The sequence below is a fragment of the Umezawaea sp. Da 62-37 genome (assembly GCF_032460545.1).
Taxonomy (GTDB): Bacteria; Actinomycetota; Actinomycetes; order Mycobacteriales; family Pseudonocardiaceae; genus Umezawaea.
Map to the genome: position 1 here is coordinate 8,419,847 of NZ_CP135965.1, position 21,871 is coordinate 8,441,717.

Annotated in this window: 1 protein-coding gene; it reads left to right on the plus strand. The window is 72.2% G+C overall.

The window, feature by feature from the left end; all coding sequences use genetic code 11:
• Position 1: 1 nt before the first annotated feature.
• Positions 2-21,688, plus strand: coding sequence for a type I polyketide synthase (locus RM788_RS38730; protein WP_399341407.1), 21,687 nt, complete (start codon positions 2-4; stop codon positions 21,686-21,688).
• Positions 21,689-21,871 lie beyond the last annotated feature (183 nt).

The following is a 21,871-nucleotide window of genomic DNA, read 5'->3' on the forward strand; positions in this document are numbered from 1 at the left end:
GATGACCTCCAACGAAAAAGTCGTCGCGGCGCTGCGGGCGTCCCTGAAGGAGACCGAGCGGCTGCGCAAGCAGAACCAGCAGCTCGTGTCCGCTGCTCGCGAGCCCATCGCGATCGTGTCGATGAGCTGCCGCTACCCCGGTGGCGTCAGCTCGCCGGAAGACCTGTGGCGGCTCGTGTCCACCGGCGGCGACGCCATCTCGGGCCTGCCCGCCGACCGCGGCTGGCTCGACGAGGACCTGGCGTTCGGCGTGTCCGGCGGCGGCTTCCTCTACGACGCGGCCGAGTTCGACCCGGCGTTCTTCGGGATCTCGCCCCGCGAGGCCCTGGCGATGGACCCGCAGCAACGACTGCTGCTGGAGACGTCGTGGGAGGTCGTGGAGCGCGCCGGCATCGACCCGAAGTCGATGCGCGGCAGCCAGACCGGTGTGTTCGTCGGCGGCAGCGCCACCGGCTACGGCTCCGGGCTGGACGAGGTGCCCGAGGGCCTGGAGGGCCACCTGCTCACCGGCAGCACGCCCAGCGTGTTCTCCGGTCGGGTCGCCTACACGTTCGGCTTCGAGGGCCCGGCCGTCACGATCGACACCGCGTGCTCCTCGTCGCTGGTCGCGATCCACCTGGCCGTGCAGGCCCTGCGCAACGGCGAGTGCACGATGGCGCTGGCCGGTGGCGTGATGGTCATGGCCAACGCGTCGGTGTTCTCGGAGTTCGACAAGCAGGGCGGGCTGTCGCCGGACGGGCGCTGCAAGGCGTTCTCCGACACCGCCGACGGCACCGGATGGGCCGAGGGCGCGGGCGTCCTGCTGCTGGAGAAGCTGTCGGACGCGCAGCGCAACGGGCACCAGGTCCTCGCCGTGGTCAAGGGTTCGGCGATCAACCAGGACGGCGCCTCCAACGGCCTGACCGCGCCCAACGGCCCGGCCCAGCGCCGGGTCATCAAAGCCGCGCTGGCCGGTGCCGGGCTCGCACCGTCCGATGTGGACGTCGTGGAGGCGCACGGCACCGGCACCCGGCTCGGCGACCCGATCGAGGCGGGCGCGCTGCTGGCCACCTACGGCCAGAACCGCGAACGCCCGCTGCTGCTGGGGTCCTTCAAGTCCAACATCGGCCACTCGCAGGCCGCCGCCGGTGTCGGTGGCGTGATCAAGATGGTCATGGCCATCCGGCACGGCGTCGCGCCGCGCACCTTGAACGTCACCGAGCCGACGTCGCAGGTCGACTGGTCGGCCGGTTCGGTGAAGCTGCTGACCGAAGAGGAGGCGTGGCCGGAGACCGGTCGCCCGCGCCGGGCCGCGGTGTCGTCGTTCGGGGTCAGCGGCACCAACGCGCACACGATCATCGAGCAGGTTTCGGAGGTTGACGAAACCGGGCACGCGACCCCATCCGTCATCGGCGGGCTGGTGCCGTGGGTGCTGTCCGCCCGCAGCGCGCAAGCGTTGCGCGGCCAGGCCGACCGGCTCCGTTCGCACGACCTCGCCGACCCGGCGGACGTGGCCTTCTCGCTGGCCACCACCCGTTCGACGTTCGACCACCGGGCCGTCGTGCTCGGCGGGACTCCGGAAGACCTCCGTCGCGGTGTCGACGCGCTGGCCGCCGGTGACCGGGCTGAGAACCTGGTCACCGGCCGCACGGTCGACGGCCGCACGGCGATCGTGTTCACCGGCCAGGGCAGCCAGCGGGCCGGGATGGGCCGGGAGCTGCACGCCGCTTTCCCGGTGTTCGCCGGGGCGTTCGACGAGATCGCCGCGCTGGTGGACGTCCGGATCGACGACCAGGACGAACTGGACCGCACCGAGTTCACCCAGCCCGCGCTGTTCGCGCTGGAAGTCGCCCTCTACCGGTTGGTCGAGTCGTGGGGAGTCAAGCCCGACCACCTGACCGGCCACTCGATCGGCGAGATCGCCGCCGCCCACGTGGCCGGTGTGCTGTCGCTGGAAGACGCCGCGAAGCTCGTGGCGGCTCGCGGCAGGCTCATGCAGGCACTCCCCGCCGGTGGCGCGATGGTCGCGTTGCGGGCCACCGAAGAAGAAGTGCTGCCCCACTTGACCGACCTCGTGTCGATCGCCGCTGTCAACGGGCCCACGTCCGTCGTCATCGCGGGTGACGAGGACGCGGTGCTCGCCGTGGTCGCGGCCTTCGAGGGCCGCAAGTCCAAGCGGCTGGCGGTGTCGCACGCGTTCCACTCGCCGCTGATGGACCCGATGCTGGACGACTTCCGGGCCGTCGTGTCGACGCTGACCTTCAACGAGCCCACGATCCCCGTTCTGGGCGAGGTGACCGACCCGGAGTACTGGGTGCGGCACGTGCGCGGCACGGTCCGGTTCGCCGACGCCGTCCGCACGCTGGAGGCCGACGGCGTCCGCACGTTCCTGGAGCTGGGCCCCGACGGTGTGCTGACCGCGATGGGCCAGGACTCCGTCACCGAGGCCGTGCTCGTTCCGGGGCAGCGCAAGGACCGCCCCGAGGTCGCGACCCTGCTGCGGGCCGTCGCGGAGCTGCACGTCCGCGGTGTCCGGGTCGACTGGTCCGCCCTCGTCGACGGCGGCCGTCCCGTGCCGCTGCCGACCTACGCCTTCCAGCGCGAGCACTTCTGGCTGGAGATGTCCCCGATCCGCACCGCCACCGCCGGTGGTGAGGTCGACGCGGAGTTCTGGGCCGCCGTCGACAGCGGTGACCTGCACTCGCTGGGCGACACCCTCGACCTCGGCGCCGACGCCGTCGCCGCGCTGGCCAGGTGGCGGCGGGCGCGGCAGGAGAGCGGCAAGGTCGACGCGTGGCGCTACCGCGTGACCTGGTCGCCGTTGACCGACCTCGGCACCGCCTCGGCGTCCGGGTGCTGGCTGGTGCTCGGCGACGGCCACGACGACGTCGTGGACGGCTTGGCCGAGCGCGGCTTGGAGATCGTCCGGGTCGCCGTTGCCCCCGGTACCGACCGCACGACCCTGACCGCGGCCCTGAGCGAGGTGGGCGAGGTCGACGGCGTGCTGTCGCTGGTCGCGCTGAGCGCGCCCGCGTCGGCGACCGTCGTCGTCGTGCAGGCGTTGGGGGACGCGGAGATCACCGCCCCGCTGTGGGTCGCGACCCGCGGCGCGGTGTCGACCGGCCGTTCCGACGGCGTGGTCGATCCGGCGCAGACCAAGGTGTGGGGCGTCGGGTACGTGGTGGGTCTGGAGCACGCCGACCGCTACGGCGGTGTCGTGGACCTGCCGGAAGTCATGGACAAGCGGGCGGTCGACCGCCTCGCGGCAGTGCTGGCCGGGATCGGCGACGAGGACCAGGTCGCCATCCGCGGATCCGGCGTCTTCGGCCGCAGGCTGGCGCACGCCCCTCTCAACTCGGAGGAGTCGTCATGGAGCACGACCGGAACGGTTGTCGTCACTGGTGGTACTGGAGCGCTGGGTGGACGTGTTTCTCGCTGGTTGGCTGGTTCTGGAGCTGAGCACCTCGTCCTGACCTCCCGTCGCGGCCCGGACGCGCCCGGCGCGGCCGAGCTGACCGCGGAGCTGGAAGCGCTGGGCGCCCGCGTCACGATCGTCGCGTGCGACGTGGCCGACCGCGACGCGCTGGCCGCCCTGCTGGAGGAGCACCCGCCGAACGCGGTCGTGCACGCGGCGGGCGCGGACTACCTGATGGCGCTGGAGGAGCACGGCGTCGCCGAGTTCGACGAGGTGCTGCGCGCCAAGGTCGACGGCGCCGCGCACCTCGACGAACTGCTGTCCGACAAGGACTTGGACGCGTTCGTGGTGTTCTCGTCCATCGCGGGCACCTGGGGCAGCGGCGGGCAGGCCGCCTACTCCGCGGCCAGCGCGTACCTCGACGGCCTCGCGGAGTCGCGGCGGGCCAGGGGACTCGTGGCCACGTCGGTGTCCTGGGGCCCGTGGGCCGAAAGCGGCATGGCGACGGTCGGCGAGACCGAGGAGCACCTGCGCAAGCGCGGTCTCACGTCGATGTCGCCGGAACTCGCGGTCACCGCGCTGGGCCGGGCTGTCCGGTCCGGCGAATCGACCGTGACCGTGGTCGACATGGACTGGTCGAAGTTCACGCCCGCGTTCACCATGGCCAGGCCGAGTCCGCTGATCGGCGACCTGCCCGAGGTGCGCGCGGCGCTGGAGTCGATGGAGGGCACCGCGCCCACCGGCGAGTCCGAGCTGGTGCGCAGGCTGACCGGGCTCACCGGCACCGAGCAGCGCAACGCCGTGGTGGAACTGGTCCGCGAGCACACCGCGGCGGTGCTGGCCTACTCGTCGGTCGACGCGATCGAGACCGGCCGGGCGTTCCGGGAACTGGGCTTCGACTCGCTGACCGCGGTGGACCTGCGCAACCGGCTCACCGCCGACACCGGCCTGCGGCTGCCCGCGACACTGGTGTTCGACTACCCGAACGCCGGTGTGCTGGCGGAGTTCCTGCACGCCGAACTCGTCGGCACGCGGGTCGAGACCACCGAGGTCGTCACCTCTGCTGTCACGGACGAGCCGATCGCCATCGTCGCCATGAGCTGCCGCTACGCCGGTGGCGTGTCTTCGCCGGAAGACCTGTGGCGGCTGGTGTTCGAGGGCACGGACGCGGTGTCGGGGATGCCCACCGACCGCGGCTGGGACCTCGACGCGCTGTACGACCCGGACCCCACCCGTCAGGGCACCTCCTACGCCCGCGAGGGCGGTTTCCTCTACGACGCGCCGCAGTTCGACCCCACGTTCTTCGGCATCTCGCCCCGCGAGGCCACCGCGATGGACCCGCAGCAGCGGTTGCTGCTGGAGACGTCGTGGGAGGCGTTCGAGCGGGCCGGGATCGACCCGACCTCGTTGCGCGGCAGCAGGACCGGTGTTTTCGCGGGCACGAACAACCACGATTACCTGTCGCTGCTGGACGAGGTGCCGGACGGCCTGGAGGGTCACCTCGGCACCGGCAACGCCGCCAGCGTCGTGTCCGGTCGGGTGTCCTACACGTTCGGGCTGGAGGGCCCGGCCGTCACGGTCGACACCGCGTGCTCGTCGTCGTTGGTGGCACTGCACCTCGCGGTGCAGGCGCTGCGCACCGGTGACTGCGACCTCGCGCTGGCCGGTGGCGTCACGGTGATGGCAACGCCCGGCACGTTCATCGACTTCTCGCGGCAGCGCGGCCTGGCCACCGACGGGCGCTGCAAGGCGTTCGCCGCGGCCGCCGACGGCACCGGTTGGGGCGAGGGCGTCGGCATGCTGCTCGTCGAGCGGCTGTCCGACGCCCGGCGCAACGGCCACGAGGTGCTCGCCGTCGTGCGCGGCACCGCCGTCAACCAGGACGGCGCCTCCAACGGCCTGACCGCCCCGAACGGTCCGTCGCAGCAGCGGGTCATCCGGCACGCGCTCGGCAACGCGGGCCTGGCACCGTCCGAAGTGGACGTCGTCGAGGCGCACGGCACGGGCACCGCGCTGGGCGACCCCATCGAAGCCCAGGCGCTGCTGGCGACCTACGGCCAGGACCGCGAACGGCCGCTGCTGCTCGGTTCCCTCAAGTCCAACATCGGCCACACCCAGTCCGCGTCCGGTGTCGGCGGCGTGATCAAGATGGTCATGGCGATGCGCCACGGCCTCGTTCCCAAGACCTTGCACGTCGACGCGCCGTCCCCGCAGGTCGAGTGGGACGCCGGGTCGGTCGAGCTGGTGACCGAGACGCGGGAGTGGCCGGAGACCGGTCGGCCGCGCCGGGCCGCGGTGTCGTCGTTCGGCTTCAGCGGCACCAACGCCCACGCGGTCATCGAGCAGGCGGCGGCCGTCGAGCAGCCGGTCGTCCGTCGGTCGCCGCTGACCGCCGTGCCGGTGGTGCTGTCCGGCAAGACCGCGGCCGCCCTGCGTGACCAGGCCGCCAAGCTTGAGTCCGTTGTGGACGGTGTCGACCTGACCGACCTCGGGTTCTCGTTGGCCACCTCGCGAGCCCAGCTGGACCACCGCGCCACGATCGTTGCTCGGGACCACGGCGAACTGGTCGCGGGCTTGTCGGCCATTGCCAACGGGTCCGGGGAGCGGGGCGTCGCGGTCGAAGGTCGGTCGGCGTTCCTGTTCACCGGCCAGGGCTCGCAGCGGATCGGCATGGGCCGCGAGCTGTACGAGGCGTTCCCGGTGTTCGCCGACGCGTTCGACGCGGTGTGCGCGCAACTCGACCTGGACCGACCGTTGCGCGACGTCGTGTTCGGTGACGCGGAGGCGTTGGACCGCACCGAGTACACGCAACCCGCATTGTTCGCTCTTGAGGTCGCCCTCTACCGGCTCGTCGAGGCGTGGGGCGTCCGGTCCGACTACCTGGCGGGCCACTCCATCGGCGAGATCGCGGCGGCGCACGTCGCCGGGGTCCTCACCCTGGCCGACGCCGCCACGCTGGTCACCGCCCGCGGTCGCCTGATGCAGGCGCTCCCGGCCGGTGGCGCGATGGTCGCCTTGCAGGCCACCGAGGACGAGGTCGCACCCCACCTCGACGACGAGGTCTCCATCGCGGCGGTCAACGGGCCCTCGTCCGTGGTCGTCGCGGGTGGTGAAGCCGCCGTCGAACGGGTGCTGGCCCACTTCGCGGACCGGAAGTCCAAGCGCCTGACCGTGTCGCACGCCTTCCACTCGCCGCTGATGGACCCGATGTTGGACGACTTCCGCGCCGTGGTCTCGACGCTGACGTTCAACGAACCGAAGATCCCGCTGCTGGGTGACGTGACCGACCCCGAGTACTGGGTGCGGCACGTGCGCGGCACGGTCCGGTTCGCCGACGCGGTGACGACCCTGGAGGCCAAGGGCGTCAGCACGTTCCTGGAGTTGGGCCCCGACGGCGTGCTGACGGCGATGGCGCAGGACAGCGTCACCGGCGCGGCACTGGTCGCGTCGCAGCGCAAGGACCGCGACGAGGTCACGACCCTGCTGCGAGCGGTCGGCGCCCTGCACGTCCGCGGTGTCCCGGTCGACTGGACCGCGTTCTACGCGGGCACGGGCGCCCGGCGGATCGAACTGCCCACCTACGCGTTCCAGCGCGAGCGCTACTGGTTCGACGTGGCACCGTCGAAGCCGAAGGAGACAGCGGGCTACCGCGTCACGTGGCAGCCGGTCGCGAAACCGGGCACCGCCATGGCTTATGGCCGCTGGCTTGTCGTCGGCGACCGGGAAGTGGCCGACGGGCTGGCCGATCGCGGGCTGGTCGTCACGGCGATCGACGACGTGGCCGACCTGCCCGATGAGGAGTTCGACGGCGTGCTGGCCGCTGGTGGCGTCGAGTCGACGTTGCAGCTGGTCCAGCGCACCACGGCCCCGCTGTGGGCTGTCACCCGCAACGCTGTTTCGATCGATGGTCAGCCCGCTGATCCGGACGCCGCCCAGGTCTGGGGCTTCGGCCGGGTCGCCGCGCTGGAGCACCCCGACCGCTGGGGCGGCCTGGTCGACCTGCCCGCGACCCTGGACGCCCGTGTCCTCGACCGGCTGGCCATCGCGCTGGTCGGCGCCGAGGACCAGGTGGCTGTGCGCGGAACGGGGATCTTCGCCCGCCGCCTCGACCACGCCCCCGCCACGGGTTCCGAGTCCTGGCAGCCGACCGGCACCGTGCTCGTCACCGGTGGCACCGGGGTGCTGGGCGGCCACGTCGCCCGCTGGCTCGCGGCCGAGGGCGCTGAGCACCTGGTGCTCACGTCCCGCCGAGGCGTCGCGGCACCCGAACTCGTCACCGAACTCGAAGGACTCGGCGCGCGGGTCACGGTCGCCGCGTGCGACGTGACCGACCGGACGGCGCTCGAAGCGCTGATCTCGGAGTTCCCGCCGAACGCCGTGCTGCACCTGGCGGGCATCGGGCAGGACACCGCTGTCGCCGACACCGATCCCGCCCTGCTGGACGAGGTTCGCTCGGCCCGCGTCGAAGGCGCCCGCCTGCTGGACGAACTGGTCGGCGACGTCGACGCGTTCGTGCTGTTCTCCTCCACCTCCGGGGTGTGGGGCGCGAGCAGGCAGTGCGGTTACGCTGCCGGTGACGCCTTCCTGGACGCGCTCGCCGAGTCCCGGCAGGCCCGCGGCCTGGCCGCGCTCTCGATCTCGTGGGGTCCGTGGGCCGGTGGGGACGCCGAGTGGGCGGACCTCCTGCGCCGCCGGGGTGTCACGCCGCTGGCCCCGGCCGCCGCGCTCGCCGGACTCGGCAAGGCCGTGGCGGGCAAGCGGTCCACGCTCGTCGTGGCCGACGTCGACTGGGCCAGGTTCGCCCCCGCGTTCACCGCGACCCGGCCGAGCCCGCTGCTCGGCGACCTGCCCGAGGTCGTCGCGGCGCTCAAGCCCGCCGAGGAGACCACCGAGACCGACCTGACCGACGACCTCGCGGGCCGTGCGACCGCCGAGCAGGAGGCGGCGCTCGTCGACCTCGTGCGCGAGCAGGTCGCGCAGGTGCTCGGCTACTCGTCGGTCGACGCGGTCGAGCCCGGCCTTGCGTTCCGCGACCTCGGGTTCGACTCGTTGACCGCGGTCGAACTGCGCACCAAGCTGGCCGAGGCGACCGGACTCCGGCTGCCCGCCACGCTGATCTTCGACTACCCCAACCTCACCGCGCTCGCCGCGCACCTGCGGGACGAACTGTTCGGCAGCGCGCCGGAGGTGGCCGCCGCGGTCGCCGCCGGGGGCGCGTTCGACGAGCCGGTCGCCATCGTCGGCATAGGCTGCCGCCTGCCCGGTGACGTGCGGACGCCGGAAGACCTGTGGCGCCTGGTGTCCACCGGCACCGACGCCGTCGGCGGCTGGCCCACCGACCGCGGCTGGGACCTGGAGAACCTCTACGACCCGGACCCCGACCACGAGGGCACGTCGTACTCGCGCGAAGGCGCGTTCCTGCACCAGGCCGCCGAGTTCGACGCCGGGTTCTTCGGCATCAACCCGCGCGAGGCCCTGGCCATGGACCCGCAGCAGCGCATGTTGCTGGAGACCTCGTGGGAAGCCGTGGAACGGGCCGGGATCGACCCGGAGTCCTTGCGCGGCAGCAGGACCGGCGTGTTCACCGGCACCAACGGCCAGGACTACGCGGCGGCGACGTTCGAACTGCCGCCGGGCATCGAGGGTTACCTCGGCACCGGTCTCGCGGCCAGCGTCGTGTCCGGCCGCATCTCCTACACGTTCGGCCTTGAAGGCCCGGCCGTCACCGTCGACACCGCGTGCTCGGCCTCGCTGGTCGCCATCCACCTTGCGGTACAGGCACTGCGTGCCGGTGAGTGCGACCTGGCGCTGGCCGGTGGCGCGTCGATGATGTCCACGCCCGGCGCGTTCATCGACTTCTCCCGCCAGCGCGGCCTCGCCGTGGACGGGCGGTGCAAGTCGTTCGCGGCCGCCGCCGACGGCACCGGCTGGGGCGAGGGCGTCGGCATCCTGCTCGTCGAACGGCTGTCCGACGCCCAGCGCAACGGCCACCAGGTGCTCGCGGTCATCCGCGGCAGCGCGGTCAACCAGGACGGCGCCTCCAACGGCCTCACCGCCCCGAACGGCCCGTCGCAGCAGCGGGTGATCCGCCAGGCGCTCGCCAACGCCGGACTGTCCACAACGGACGTCGACCTGATCGAGGCGCACGGCACCGGCACCAAGCTGGGCGACCCGATCGAGGCCCAGGCGCTGCTATCCACCTACGGCCGCGACCGCGAGATCCCGCTGCGGCTCGGCTCGCTCAAGTCCAACATCGGCCACACCCAGGCCGCCGCCGGTGTCTCCGGCGTCATCAAGATGGTCATGGCGATCCGCAACGGGATCATGCCGAAGACCCTGCACGTCGACGAGCCGTCGCCGCACATCGACTGGGCCTCGGGCTCGGTCGAACTGCTGACCGAGGCGCAGGAGTGGCCCGAGACGGGCCGCGCCCGCCGGGCCGCCGTGTCGGCGTTCGGCATGAGCGGCACCAACGCGCACCTGATCATCGAGGAAGCGCCGAACGCCGTTGTGGCGGGGGAGACCGCGGAACTCCCGGTCGTGCCGGTGCTGCTGTCCGCCAAGTCCGCCGACGCGCTGAAGGACCAGGCCACCGCACTGCTCGACGCGGCCGACCCGACCACGTCGCTGACCGACCTGGCGTTCTCCACGACCGGTCGGACCCCGATGCCGCACCGCGCGGCCGTGGTCGCGGGTGATCACGACGAGCTGGTGCGCGGCCTGACCGCGATCAGCGAGGGCCGTGGACTCGACGTCACGACCGACGGGAAACTCGCGTTCCTGTTCACCGGCCAGGGTTCGCAGCGCGCGGGCATGGGTCGTGGGCTGCACGCCGCGTTCCCGGTGTTCGCCAAGGCGTTCGACGAGGTCGCCGCGCTGGTCGACATCCGGATCGACGACCAGGAAACCCTCGACCGCACCGAGTTCGCCCAGCCCGCGATCTTCGCCCTGGAGGTGGCGCTCTACCGGCTGGTCGAGTCGTGGGGCGTCAAGCCCGACTTCCTGGGCGGTCACTCGATCGGTGAGATCGCCGCGGCTCACGTGGCCGGTGTGCTGTCGTTGGAGGACGCGGCCACGCTGGTGTCCGCGCGTGGCCGGTTGATGCAGGCGCTGCCGACCGGTGGCGCGATGGTCGCGGTGCAGGCGACTGAGGACGAGGTGCTGCCGTTCATCGGTGACGACGTTTCGATTGCGGCGGTCAACGGCCCGAACTCGGTGGTCGTCGCGGGTGCGGAGGACGCCGTCGCCCAGGTGGTCGCGCACTTCGCCGACCGGAAGTCCAAGCGCCTGACCGTGTCGCATGCTTTCCACTCGCCGCTGATGGATCCGATGCTCGACGAGTTCCGTGCGGTGGTCTCGACGTTGACGTTCAACGAGCCGAAGATCGCGCTGCTGGGGGAGGTGACCGACCCGGAGTACTGGGTCCGCCACGTCCGCGGCACCGTCCGTTTCTCCGACGCTGTGAAGGCCCTGGAAACCGCCGGGGTGCGGACGTTCCTGGAGTTGGGCCCGGACGGTGTGCTCACCGCGATGGGCCAGGACTCCGTCACCGAGGCTGTGCTGGTCGCAGGGCAGCGCAAGGACCGCCCGGAAGCCACCGCGCTCACCACGGCCGTCGCCGCGCTGCACACCCGCGGGATCGACGTCGACTGGTCCGCGTTCTTCGCGGGCACCGGCGCCCGCCGGGTCGAACTGCCCACCTACGCGTTCCAGCGGCAGCGGTTCTGGCTGGAGTCGCAGGACTTCCCGACCGGTCGCGGCGGTGCCGTCGACGAGGCCGAGGCCAAGTTCTGGGAGGCCGTCGAACGCGAGGACTTCGGACTGGTCGGCAGCACCCTCGACCTCGAGGAGAGCGCGCTGGGCCAGGTGCTCCCCGCGCTGTCGTCGTGGCGCAGGGCCCGCCGGGAGCACAGCAGGATCGACGGCTGGCGCTACCGGGTGACCTGGCTGCCGCTGACGGACGTGGGCGCACCCGTGCTCACCGGCCGTTGGGCGCTGGTCGTGCCCGCAGGCTTCGCCGCCGAGGAGATCACCGCCGGGCTCACCGCCCGCGGTGCCGAGGTGGTCCCGGTCGAGTTCGCCGACCGCGCCACGCTCGCCGCGTCGTTCGCCGGACTCGGCGAGGTCGACGGGGTGCTGTCGCTGGTGGCGCTCAAGGGCGAGGTCACCGCGTCCGTCGTGGTGGTCCAAGCTCTCGGTGACGCGCAGGTCGCGGTGCCGTTGTGGATCGCGACCCGCGGCGCGGTGTCGACCGGCCGCTCCGACGGCGTGGTCGTCCCGGCGCAGACCCAGGTCTGGGGTCTCGGCTACGTGATCGGCCTGGAGCACCCCGACCGCTGGGGTGGCCTGGTCGACCTGCCCGAGACGCTGGACGCACGGCTGTTCGACCGGCTCGTGGGGGTGCTCGGCGGTGTCGAGGACCAGGTCGCCGTGCGCTCGTCCGGGGTGTTCGGCCGACGGCTGGTGCACGCCCCGTTGCGCGACAAGCTGTCCGACTGGTCGCCGAGCGGCACGGTCCTCGTCACCGGTGGCACCGGTGCGCTGGGCGGCAAGGTCGCGCGCTGGCTGGCCGCCGGGGGCGCCGAGCACCTGGTGCTCACGTCCCGCCGTGGACCGGACGCTCCTGGCGCGGCCCAACTCGCAACCGAGCTGGAAGAACTCGGTGCACAGGTCACCGTTGCGGCCTGCGATGTTGCAGATCGGGACGCGCTGTCCGCGCTGCTCACCGAGTTCCCGCCGAACGCCGTGGTGCACGCGGCCGGCGCCGACTACACGATGGGCATCGCCGACCACGACCTCAAGATCTTCGACGAGGTGCTGTCCGGCAAGGTGTCCGGCGCCGTCCTGCTGGACGAACTGCTCGCCGACGCCGACCTGGACGCCTTCGTGGTGTTCTCCTCCATCGCGGGCACCTGGGGTTCCGGCGGCCAGTCCGCCTACTCCGCCGCCAGCGCGTTCCTCGACGGGCTCGCGGAGTCCAGGCGCGCCAGGGGGCTCGTCGCGACCTCGGTGTCGTGGGGCCCGTGGGCGGAGAGCGGCATGGCGACCGTCGGCGACACCGAGGCGCACCTGCGCAAGCGCGGTCTCGTCACGATGCCGTCCGCGTCGACGCTGAACGCCCTGGAGCGGGCCATCCGTTCCGGTGAGCCGACCGTCACCGTCGTGGACATGGAGTGGGAGAAGTTCACCCCCGCCTTCACCCTGGCCCGGCCCAGCGCGTTCATCGGCGACCTGCCGGAGGTCCGCGAGGCCCTCGCCGACGACAGCCCCGCCGAGACCGGCGCCGAATCGGAGCTGGCCGGTCGCCTGGCCGGGCTCACCGAGGCCGAGCAGCTCGCGCTGCTGGTCGACGTGGTGCGCGACCAGGTCGCCTCGGTGCTCGGCCACGGTTCGGCCGACGCGGTCGACAAGGACCGGGCGTTCCAGGAACTCGGCTTCGACTCGCTCACGGCCGTGGAGCTGCGCAACACCCTCACCACCGCCACCGGGCTGCGGCTGCCCGCGACGCTGGTGTTCGACTACCCGAACGCCGTCGCGCTGGCCGCCCACCTGCGCGCCGAACTGCTCGGCTCGCAGGTCGAGGCCGTCGAGGTGGTGGCCACGGTGAACACCGACGAGCCCATCGCCATCGTCGCCATGAGCTGCCGGTTCGCGGGCGGCATCGCCTCGCCCGAGCAGCTGTGGGACCTGGTGCTCGCCGGTGGCGACGCCGTCACGCCGTTCCCGACCGACCGCGGCTGGGACCTGTCGACCCTGTTCCACGACGACCCCGACCACCAGGGCACCACCTACACCCGTGAAGGCGCTTTCCTCGACGGTGCCACGAGGTTCGACCCCGCGTTCTTCGGGATCAGCCCCCGCGAGGCCACCGCGATGGACCCGCAGCAGCGGTTGCTGCTGGAGACGTCGTGGGAGGCGTTCGAGCGGGCCGGGATCGACCCGGTGACGTTGCGCGGCAGCCAGACCGGCGTGTTCGCGGGCAGCAACGGTCAGGACTACCTGGCGCTGCTCCAGGACATCCCGGACGGCGTCGAGGGCCACCTCGGCACCGGCAACTCCGCCGCCATCGCGTCCGGCCGCATCTCCTACACGTTCGGGCTGGAAGGCCCGGCCGTCACGATCGACACCGCGTGCTCCTCTTCGCTGGTGGCACTGCACATGGCCGTCCAGGCGCTGCGCAACGGCGACTGCGACCTGGCCCTCGCCGGTGGTGTGACGATCATGTCCACGCCCGGCACGTTCATCGACTTCTCCCGCCAGCGCGGCCTCGCCACCGACGGCCGGATCAAGTCGTTCGCCGCCGCGGCCGACGGCACCGGGTGGGGTGAAGGTGTCGGCATGCTGCTCGTCGAACGCCTCTCCGACGCCCAGCGCAACGGCCACCAGGTGCTCGCGCTGGTCCGCGGCTCGGCCGTGAACCAGGACGGCGCTTCGAACGGGCTCACCGCCCCCAACGGCCCGTCGCAGCAGCGGGTGATCCGCAAGGCGCTCGCGTCGGCTGGTCTGTCCACTTCGGACATCGACGTCGTGGAGGCCCACGGCACGGGCACCTCGCTCGGTGACCCGATCGAGGCGCAGGCGCTGCTGGCCACCTACGGCCAGAACCGCTCCGAGCCGCTGCTGCTGGGGTCCGTGAAGTCCAACATCGGCCACACCCAGGCCGCCGCCGGTGTCGCGGGCATCATCAAGATGGTCATGGCCATGCGCCACGGCCAGGTGCCGAAGACGCTGCACGTGGACGAGCCGTCGCCCGCGATCGACTGGTCGGCCGGATCGGTCGACCTGGTCACCTCGCAGGTGGCCTGGCCCGAGACCGGACGTCCGCGGCGCGCGGCGGTGTCGTCGTTCGGCATCAGCGGCACCAACGCCCATACGATCATCGAGCAGGCGGCAGTCGCCGACGAAGCCGCTCCGCAGCGGGGTGAACTGCCGGTCACGCCGTTCCTGGTGTCGGCCAAGAACGCCGCCGCCTTGGCCGTGCAGGCCGGGCGGGTCGGCGAGCAGTTGGAGTGGACCTCCGTCGAGGCCGCTGACGTGGCCTACTCGTTGGCCACGACCCGAGCCACGCTGGCGCACCGGCTGGTCGTGCTCGGCGACGACCGCGACTCGGTCATCGCCGCCCTGACCGCCGGCCGTGACGGTGGCACCAATCCCGACCTGGTGCGCGGCACCGTCACCGACGGTGGACTCGCGTTCTTGTTCACCGGACAGGGCTCCCAGCGGCTCGGCATGGGCCGTGAGCTGTACGAGGCGGTTCCCGCTTTCGCCGACGCGTTCGACGCGGTGTGTGCGCAACTCGACCTGGACCGCCCGCTGCGGGATGTCGTGTTCGGCGACGCGGAGGCGTTGGACCGCACCGAGTACACGCAGCCCGCGCTGTTCGCCATCGAGGTCGCGCTGTTCCGCACCCTGGAAGCCTGGGGTGTGCGGCCGGACCACGTGGCCGGGCACTCCGTCGGCGAGATCGCCGCCGCCCACGTGGCCGGTGTGCTCTCACTGTCCGACGCGGCCACGCTCGTCTCCGCTCGTGGCCGCCTGATGCAGGCCCTCCCTGCCGGTGGCGCGATGGTCGCGTTGCAGGCCACCGAAGCGGAGGTGCTGCCGCACCTCACCGACACGGTCTCCATCGCGGCGGTCAACGGCCCGAACGCCGTCGTGATCGCGGGTGCCGGGGTCGAGCAGGTGCTGGAGCACTTCGCGGACCGGAAGTCCAAGCGCCTCACCGTGTCGCACGCGTTCCACTCGCCGCTGATGGACCCGATGCTGGCCGACTTCCGGGCCGTGGTCGAAACCCTTGCCTTCACCGCCCCGAAGATCCCGATGCCCGGTGACGTGACGAACCCGGAGTACTGGGTGCGCCACGTCCGGGACGCGGTCCGGTTCGCCGACACCGTCACGGCCTTGGAGGCCAGGGGCGTCAGCACGTTCCTGGAACTGGGCCCGGACGGTGTGCTCACCGCGATGGCCCAGGACAGCGTCACCGACGCGGTGCTGGTCGCGTCGCAGCGCAAGGGCCGCGACGAGGTCACGACCCTGGTCCGGGCACTCGCCACGCTCCACGTCCGCGGTATCCAGGTCGACTGGTTCGCCTACTTCGCCCGCTCCGGCGCGCGGAGGGTGGACCTCCCGACCTACGCGTTCCAACGCGACCGCTTCTGGCTCGACCCGAGCCCGACGAAGGCTCCCGTCGCCGACGGCAAGCGCTACCGGATCGACTGGCAGCCCGTCACCCCGAGCGGTGTCGTGTCCGGCCGTTGGCTGGTCACCGATCCCGAACTGGCGGAAGGCCTGGCCGCTCGCGGGGTCGACGTCGTCACCGATGGCACCTTCGACGGCGTGCTGGCGCTGACCAACGACGTCGCCGAAGCGCTCGACCTGGTCAAGACCCACACCGCCAAGCTGTGGATCGCCACCAGGAACGCGGTCGCCACTGGCCCGGCTGACGCCGTCGCCGACCCGACCGCCGCACAGGTGTGGGGGCTCGGCCGGGTCGCCGCGCTGGAGCACTCCGACCGCTGGGGCGGCCTGATCGACCTGCCCGCCACGCTTGACGCGAGGGCGTTCGACCGGATCGCCTCGATCCTCGGCGGCGCGGAGGACCAGGTCGCCGTGCGCGGCGCGGTCGTCCACGCCCGCAGGCTCGTCGCCGCCCCGGCCGGGAACGGGGCCGATTGGACCCCGCGCGGCACGGTCCTGGTCACCGGCGGCACGGGCGCCATCGGCCGCCACGTCACGGCCTGGCTCACCGAAGCCGGTGCCGAGCGTGTCGTGCTGGTCAGCCGCAGTGGGGGAGAGGTTCGCGGCGCCACGGTCGTCCCGTGCGACGTGACCGACCGCGACGCCCTTGCCGCCGTCATCGCCGAGTACCCGCCGAACGCCGTGGTGCACCTCGCCGGGGTCGGCCAGGACACGGCGCTGGCCGACGTGGACGCCGACGAGCTGGCCTACGTCATGGCCGCCCGCGTCGACGGCGCGGCGAACCTGGACGCGCTGGTCGGCGAGGTCGACGCGTTCGTCCTGTTCTCCTCCACCTCCGGTGTGTGGGGATCCGGCCGCCAAGGCGCGTACGCCGCGTCCGACGCCTACCTGGACGCACTGGCCGAACGCCGCCGGGCCGCCGGCCTGGCCGCCACCTCGGTGGCCTGGGGTCCGTGGGCGGGTGGCGCGATGACCCAGGAGGGTCGCGACGCGCTCAGCCGCCGCGGACTCCCCGCGCTGGCACCGGAACAGGCCATCTCCGCGCTCCGCCGGGCCGTCGGCCTCGGTGAGGCCACCGTCGTCGTCGCCGACGTCGACTGGTCCCGCTTCGCCCCGGCGTTCACCGCCACCCGACCCAGCCCGCTGCTCGGCGCGCTGCCGGATGTGGTGGCAGCACTGGAAACTCCGGCGACCGGCAACGACACCGGCCTGGTCGCGAAGCTCACCGCGCTGCCGGAGTCCGAGCAGCGGTCGGTGCTGGTCGACCTGGTCCGGGCGCAGGTCGCCGACGTGCTCGGCTACGCCTCGCCGCAGGCCGTCGAACTCGGTGTCGCCTTCCGCGAGCTGGGCTTCGACTCGCTGACCGCCGTGGAACTGCGCGGCAAGCTCAACGAGGCCACCGGACTGCGGCTGCCCGCCACGCTGGTGTTCGACTACCCGAACCTGGCCGCCCTGTCGGCGTTCCTCCGCGAGGAACTGGTCGGCAGCAGGCCGGAAGCGCTCACCGTCACCACGGCGGGCTTCACCAACGAGCCGATCGCCATCGTCGGCATGGGTCTGCGGCTGCCGGGCGGGATCGAGACGCCCGAACAGCTCTGGGAGTTGGTCACCTCGGGCAGCGACGCGATCTCGGACTTCCCGACCAACCGCGGCTGGGACCTGGCGAACCTGTTCGACCCGGACCCCGACCACGAGGGCACCTCGTACGTGACCCGAGGCGGGTTCCTGCACGACGCGGGCGAGTTCGACCCGGCGTTCTTCGGCATCAACCCGAGGGAAGCCCTGGCCATGGACCCGCAGCAGCGCATGTTGCTCGAAACGTCCTGGGAGGCCATGGAACGCGCGGGCATCGACCCGGAGTCGTTGCGCGGCAGCAGGACCGGTGTCTTCACCGGCACGAACGGCCAGGACTACGCGATGCAGACGTTCGAGCTGCCGCCCGGCATCGAGGGCTACCTCGGCACCGGCCTCGCGGCCAGCGTCGTCTCCGGTCGCCTGTCCTACACGTTCGGCCTGGAAGGCCCGGCGGTCACCGTCGACACCGCGTGCTCCGCCTCGCTCGTCGCGATCCACCTTGCGGCACAGGCGTTGCGGGCTGGTGAGTGCGACCTGGCACTCGCGGGCGGCGCGTCGATGATGTCCACCCCCGGCGCGTTCATCGACTTCAGCCGCCAGCGCGGTCTCGCGGTCGACGGCACGTGCAAGTCCTTCGCCGCGGCGGCGGACGGCACGGCCTGGGGCGAGGGCGTCGGCATGCTCGTCGTCGAACGCCTCTCCGACGCCCAGCGCAACGGTCACGAGGTGCTCGCGGTGATCCGCGGCTCGGCGGTCAACCAGGACGGCGCGTCCAACGGGCTCACCGCCCCGAACGGACCGTCGCAGCAACGGGTGATCAGGCAGGCGCTCGCGGCGGCCGGACTGTCCACAGCGGACGTCGACGTGGTGGAAGCGCACGGCACCGGCACGAAGCTCGGTGACCCGATCGAGGCCCAGGCGATCCTGTCGACCTACGGCCAGGACCGGGAGACCCCGCTGCTGCTGGGCTCGCTGAAGTCCAACATCGGCCACACCCAGGCGGCCTCGGGAGTCTCGGGGATCATCAAGATGGTGCTGGCCCTCCAGCACGGCGTGGCGCCGAAGACGCTGCACGTCGACGAGCCGTCGCCGCAGATCGACTGGACCTCCGGGTCCGTGGACCTGCTGACCGAGGCCACGGCGTGGCCGCGGACCGGGCGTCCGCGCCGGGCCGCGATCTCGTCGTTCGGCATGAGCGGCACCAACGCCCACGCGATCATCGAGCAGGCGCCAAGCGTCGATGCCGTGGTCGAGACGGCCACGACGAAGCTGCCGGCATTGCCCGTGGTGCTGGCGGCGAAGTCGCCGGAAGCGTTGAAGGAGCAGGCGGAACGGTTGCGCGGGCACGTGGCGGAGACCGATGTCGACCTGACCGACCTCGCGTTCTCCTTGCTCACCAGCAGGTCCGGCCTTACCCACCGCGCCGTTGTGGTGGCGGGGGAGAAGGACGAGCTGCTGACCGGTCTCGCAACTGTGTCCGCCGGTGACGCCGTCGTGGAGGGCAAGCTGGCGGTGCTGTTCACCGGCCAGGGTTCACAACGGGTCGGCATGGGCCGTCAGCTGCACGCCGAGTTCCCGGTGTTCGCCACGGCGTTCGACGAGATCGCCGCGCTGGTCGACATCCGGATCGACGACGAGGAGGAGCTGAACCGCACCGAGTTCACCCAGCCCGCGACCTTCGCGGTCGAAGTGGCGCTCTACCGCCTCTTCGAGTCCTGGGGCGTGAAGCCCGACTTCCTCGGTGGCCACTCCATCGGCGAGATCGCCGCCGCCCACGTGGCCGGAGTCCTGTCACTGGAGGACGCGGCCAAGCTTGTTGGCGAACGCGGCCGCCTCATGCAGGCACTGCCCGCCGGCGGCGCGATGGTGGCACTCCAAGCCACCGAAGAAGAAGTACTGCCACACCTGACCGGTGCCGTCTCCATCGCAGCGATCAACGGACCCACGTCGATCGTCATCGCCGGTGCGGAAGACGCCGTGCGACAGGTCGTCGGGGTCTTCCCCGACCGGAAGTCCAAGCGGCTGGCCGTGTCCCACGCGTTCCACTCGCCGCTGATGGAGCCGATGCTGGACGAGTTCCGCGCGATCGTCTCGACGCTCACCTTCACCCAGCCGACCATCCCGATGCTCGGCGACGTGACCGACCCGGAGTACTGGGTCCGGCACGTGCGGGACGCGGTGCGGTTCGCCGACACCGTGACCACCCTCGAAGGCCGGGGCGTGAAGACGTTCCTGGAACTGGGTCCGGACGGCGTGCTCACCGCGATGGGGGCGGACAGCGTCACCGACGCCGTCCTCATCCCGTCGCTGCGCAAGGACCGCGACGAGGTCCGCACCCTGCTGGCGGCACTCGGCCGGGTCCACGCCCGCGGGAACACCGTCGACTGGGCCGCGTTCTTCGCCGGGACCGCCGCGAAGCGGGTCGACCTGCCCACCTACGCGTTCCAGCACCAGCACTTCTGGCTGGACTCGCAGCCGTGGCCGACCGCGACGGCCTCCACCGAGGTCTCCGAGGTCGACGCCAAGTTCTGGGCGGCCGTCGACAGCGAGGACCTGGCGTCGCTCGGCACCGACATCGACCCGTCCACGCCGTTCGGCGACGCGCTGCCGGTGCTGGCGTCGTGGCGCAAGCAGCACAGCGAGAACGCGACCACGGACAGCTGGCGCTACCAGGTCGAGTGGAAGTCCGTCTCTCCCGAGAAGACGAGCGCGTCCGGTCGCTGGCTGGCCGTCGTGCCCGCGGGGAAGGCCGAGCACGCGGTGCTGGCGGGCCTGAGCGCTCGCGGCGTCGAGGTCGTGCCGGTCGAGTGGGACTCCGACGTCGACCGGGTGGGTCTGTCCACCCTGCTGGAGAAGGCCGTGACCGACGGCCCCGTCGAAGGCGTGCTGGCGCTGGCCGCGTCGGCGACCACGACGGTGCTGACCGTGCAGGCGCTCGGCGACGCCGGGATCGAGGCCCCGCTGTGGGTCGCGACCCGCGGCGCGGTGTCCACCGGCCGGTCCGACGGTGTCGTCGACCCGGCCCAGTCCACGATCTGGGGCACCGGCTACGTGGTCGGCCTGGAGCACCCCGAGCGCTGGGGTGGCCTGGTCGACCTGCCGGAGGAGCTGACCGACAAGGCGCTCGACCGGATCGCCAGCGTGCTGGTCGGCTCCGAGGACCAGGTCGCCGTCCGCTCGTCCGGCGTGTTCGGCCGACGGCTGGCGCACGCACCGGCCGCGACCGGCCTGTCCGACTGGTCGCCGCGCGGCACGGTCCTGGTCACCGGCGGCACCGGCGCCCTGGGCAGCCGGGTCGCCCGCTGGCTCGCGACCGAGGGCGCCGAGCACCTGGTGCTCACGTCCCGCCGTGGACTCGACGCACCCGGCGCCGCCCAACTCGCAACCGAGCTGGAAGACCTGGGTGCGAAGGTCACCATTGCGGCGTGCGATGTTGCAGATCGGGACGCGGTCACCTCGCTGCTCACCGAGTTCCCGCCGAACGCCGTCGTCCACGCCGCCGGCGCGGACCACTACGGGACGATCGCGGACCACGACCTGGGCACGTTCGACGACGTCCTGTCCGCGAAGGTCGCGGGCGCGGTCCTGCTGGACGACCTGCTCGCCGACGCCGACCTGGACGCGTTCGTGGTGTTCTCGTCCATCGCGGGCACCTGGGGTTCGGGTGGCCAGTCGGCCTACTCGGCGGCCAGCGCGTTCCTCGACGGCCTGGCGGAGTCCCGCCGGGCACGGGGACTGGTCGCGACCTCGGTCTCCTGGGGCCCGTGGGCGGGCAGCGGCATGGCGACCGTCGGCGACACCGAGGAGCACCTGCGCCGCCGCGGCCTGATCGCGATGGCGCCCTCGCTCACCCTCAACGCCCTGGAGAAGGCCATCCGGTCCGGCGCGACGACGCTGACCGTGGTGGACATCGAGTGGGACAAGTTCGCCCCGGCGTTCACCATGGCCAGGACCAGCCCGTTCATCGGCGACCTGCCGGAGGTGCGCGCCGCGCTCGACGCCACGCCGGACATCGGCGAGGAGTCCGACCTGGTCGGCAGGCTCGCCGCGCTGTCCGAGGTCGAGCAGCACGCGCTGCTGGTCGACCTGGTCCGCGGCCAGGTCGCCGCGGTGCTCGGCCACGGTTCGGCCGACGCGGTCGCCAAGGACAGGGCGTTCCAGGACCTCGGCTTCGACTCCCTCACGGCCGTCGAGCTGCGGAACTCGCTCACCGGCGCCACCGGGCTCAAGCTCCCGGCGACCCTGGTGTTCGACCACCCCAGCGCCGAGCCGCTCGCGAGGTTCCTGCACTCCCAGCTGGTCGTCGGCGGCGCCACCGTGCCGGTCCTCGCCGAGCTGGACCGGCTGGAGGCGGCGCTCGCCTCGGCCACGCCCGACACCCTCACCCGCACCCGGATCACCATCAGGCTCCAGTCGCTCGTCTCCCGGTGGAACTCCGGCAAGGCCGAGGCCGCCAGCGGTCTCGACGACGCCTCGGACGACGAGCTGTTCGCCTTCATCAACAAGCAGCTGGGGAAGTAGCCGCCACCCCTGTCGCGCCCGCCGCCACCCCCTCCGACCAGCTCGGAGGGGGTGGCGGTGCTGGGGAGAACCCGGTTTTCGGGCCTTTTCCTCAGGGGCCCGTAGGGGCCCGCTAGGGGTTGAGGGGTGTTGGGGCCACGGACAGAATCGTTTCGTGAGCTGAAGTGTGCCAAGCGCTTCACA